Origin of the sequence: Photobacterium sanguinicancri (assembly GCF_002265265.1) — a bacterium.
GTDB classification, from domain to species: Bacteria; Pseudomonadota; Gammaproteobacteria; order Enterobacterales; family Vibrionaceae; genus Photobacterium; species Photobacterium sanguinicancri.
Map to the genome: position 1 here is coordinate 1 of NZ_NOIF01000315.1, position 2,624 is coordinate 2,624.

General features: G+C 42.0%; 2 protein-coding genes and 1 pseudogene. All 3 read left to right on the forward strand.

Annotated elements, in window-relative coordinates:
• Positions 1–804, forward strand: a pseudogene (locus tag ASV53_RS25640) (hypothetical protein); the annotation flags it as partial.
• A gap of 10 nt (positions 805–814) precedes the next feature.
• Entirely contained in the window at positions 815–1,567 is a 753-nt protein-coding gene (locus ASV53_RS23545; RefSeq protein ID WP_094958933.1) for a PoNe immunity protein domain-containing protein, read from the forward strand.
• A 21-nt stretch (positions 1,568–1,588) separates the two neighbouring features.
• Positions 1,589–2,380, forward strand: a complete 792-nt coding sequence (locus ASV53_RS23550) for a PoNe immunity protein domain-containing protein (protein ID WP_094958934.1) — start codon at positions 1,589–1,591, stop codon at positions 2,378–2,380.
• Positions 2,381–2,624: the final 244 nt, after the last annotated feature.

Genomic DNA, 2,624 nt, shown 5'->3' on the forward strand with positions numbered 1-2,624 from the left:
ACAGGGACTATTGAAGCAATATATGCGGATCCTACTGGCGTTGCATGGGATACACTCTATACGGTAGTTGATGCGGCCTATTATCCTATTGATATAGTGACTCGCCCATTAGGAATTACCACCCATGCGGTAGATAGAACTAATGCAAGAATCAACGACGCATTGGATGCAGCGCAAGAGCTGAAGGCAAACACAGTCGCTAATTGGGAGTGCCGTAACTGGGAAGGACTTGGTAGCAACCTAGCGGCGATCGGGATGGTGGTTAATCCGAGGTCGTTAGTTAAAGGAAATGTGACACCGGCATACAGTAAAAAAGCTATTGTTGCGCAGTCAGTGAAACAGGCGACTCAAAGAAAAGTACCAAATGATTTCACTGAATTTAAATCAATGAACCATAAAAAAGCCGCAGCAGGTGAGTATAATGCCCATGCGTTAATGGAAGAAAAAGGCTATAAACCACTCGGAAATACAGATGGGAAATATAAGCCAGGAGCCACAGGTATAGATGGTATTTACGCCCATCCGAACCCACCGCCAGATTTTGTGATCACCGAAGCGAAATACAATACCGCTCGTTTAGGTAAGACCAAAACGGGCAAGCAGATGAGTAATGATTGGGTGACTGATAAACGTCTTGAAAAAGCAGGGATGAGTGAAAGAGAACGAAAGACTATATTGAAAAGCTTAGATGAAAACGACAACGCCATTGAAAAGTTAATAATACGAAATAAATTAGATGGTACTTTAGTGGTAAAAACATTAGATGAAAATGCCAATATTATTGGAAAAGCAGTAGGATTTTAGGAGTGAACAAATGTTACGAGATAAATTAAGAGATAAGGCTTATTTTGACGATAGAGTTGATTTTAGGCTTGAATGCATAGAAGAATATATTGATGATTTGAATACGAGGAAGAGCTTAAGTATTGAATCAAAAATGAAGTTCTCTTTTCGAATTGTTGACTATGTCGTTAGTTTAATGCATCAAAAATACTCACGCGGCGACGATCTCGTAGAGTTTAAGGCGCATTTAGAAACTGCACTGGAGTACCGTGGTTGGCAAAAAAATTATGCCGATGCGCTGCCCCGCAAAGAACAAAAAGACCGTATTGGCTGGGAAGAAATTCGCGAAGACTATTTAGAGAACTGGTTAGACTGGCTTTCCTTTGCTTACTGTTTAGAGATGGGGGAAGAGTATTATCAACAGGTGTTCGACTTAATGGCAAACCAAGGGCTTGATGCCTTATTTGATAAAATCGCGGTTGAAATGGGGGATAGTTCACGTAAAGTCAGCGATACTCTGTTGTTTAAAAAACGTTTTAAAAAGCTCTATACGGTGATTGAAGCAGAGCCAGAGCAACGTCCTAAACTGATGCTTGCCTATTTAAATGCCTGGTACAAGTTAATCGAGTCGCCAGATTATCACTTAATGGATACCGATGCCTATATCGGCTATTGGTGCTGGGAATCGGCTTTAATTGTAAAGTTATATGACATAGATGACAGCAGTTTTATCGACAATGAGTATTACCCGAAAGATTTAGTGCATTGGCCAAGTAATAAATAGCAGCAATAACAAGGAGCAACAATGACACTTCGTGATACCCGTAAACCCGCTGATTATTTCAGTAATTTAGTGGTTGATTTTGATGAAGCGCTGCAAGAAACCCAAGATGCACTCGACGCGGGTAATTTTAAAACACCCACGAGTCGTGTTGATATCGCGCAACGGTTATATCAGCTGTCTATCATGCGCGCGGTCGCGCATTATTCTCATGGCACAAGCATTAAAGCATTAACCCCATATGTTGAAGCCATTTTGCCTTATCGCCAACAACTGAGTGCCATTGCAGACCAGCTTCCATCACAACATCAATTTTACCGTGATGATTTTGAGCAACTCGGTGATGCAGGGGACGCGTGCGGCTCTGCTAATATTAACCGCTACGTGTATGTTTTATGGTGGCTATCTCTACTCGTTGCCTGTGATGTAGAAACAACACATATAAAATCAGCATTAGCCATTATAGGTGAGCAAGGTAAAGATACCCTGCTGGATAATATCGCCATTGCCCTAGGTGATAAGGATAGGGCCGTTTCTGCTAATCTTTATTACCCAGAGGTTTATCAAGCATTAAGCGATGCATGGAATGCAAGCTTTGATGAGCAGCACGATCTGCTAAATACCTTTGTGAGCCAATGGTATGAGAATTTGGATGAAGCAGATTGGTACGCAAGTGATGAATGTGACTGCGAATTTGAATATACCGATTATTATATTGGCTACTGGTGTTTTGAATTTGCACTGGTTATTAATTTGCTCTCAATCCCATTATCGCCATCATTCTCATCCCCTGTTATTCCTCGTGATTTAATATGATGACAACGGAGAGCTAATCGCACTCCAAGAAGCCGACAGAAATGTTTGTATACAGCGAGATGTTGCAGGGCGTGTGACGACTATGTTTGCCGTGTCTGCAAGAAGCGGCACACGAGGCCGTGGATCCCACAATCTGGAGAGAAAAAGACGAGCCATGATCGCCACCGAGGTGAACAAGCCTATAGCTTTGATGCGCTAAACCAACTTCAATCACACCGTGTTGGCTTAGATATTCATCGTTATC

Excerpts from the sequence above, each read along its gene's own strand:
- ASV53_RS23550 (WP_094958934.1), top strand. The coding sequence starts at position 1,589 with ATGACACTTCGTGATACCCGTAAACCCGCTGATTATTTCAGTAATTTA.
- ASV53_RS23545 (WP_094958933.1), top strand. The coding sequence starts at position 815 with ATGTTACGAGATAAATTAAGAGATAAGGCTTATTTTGACGATAGAGTT.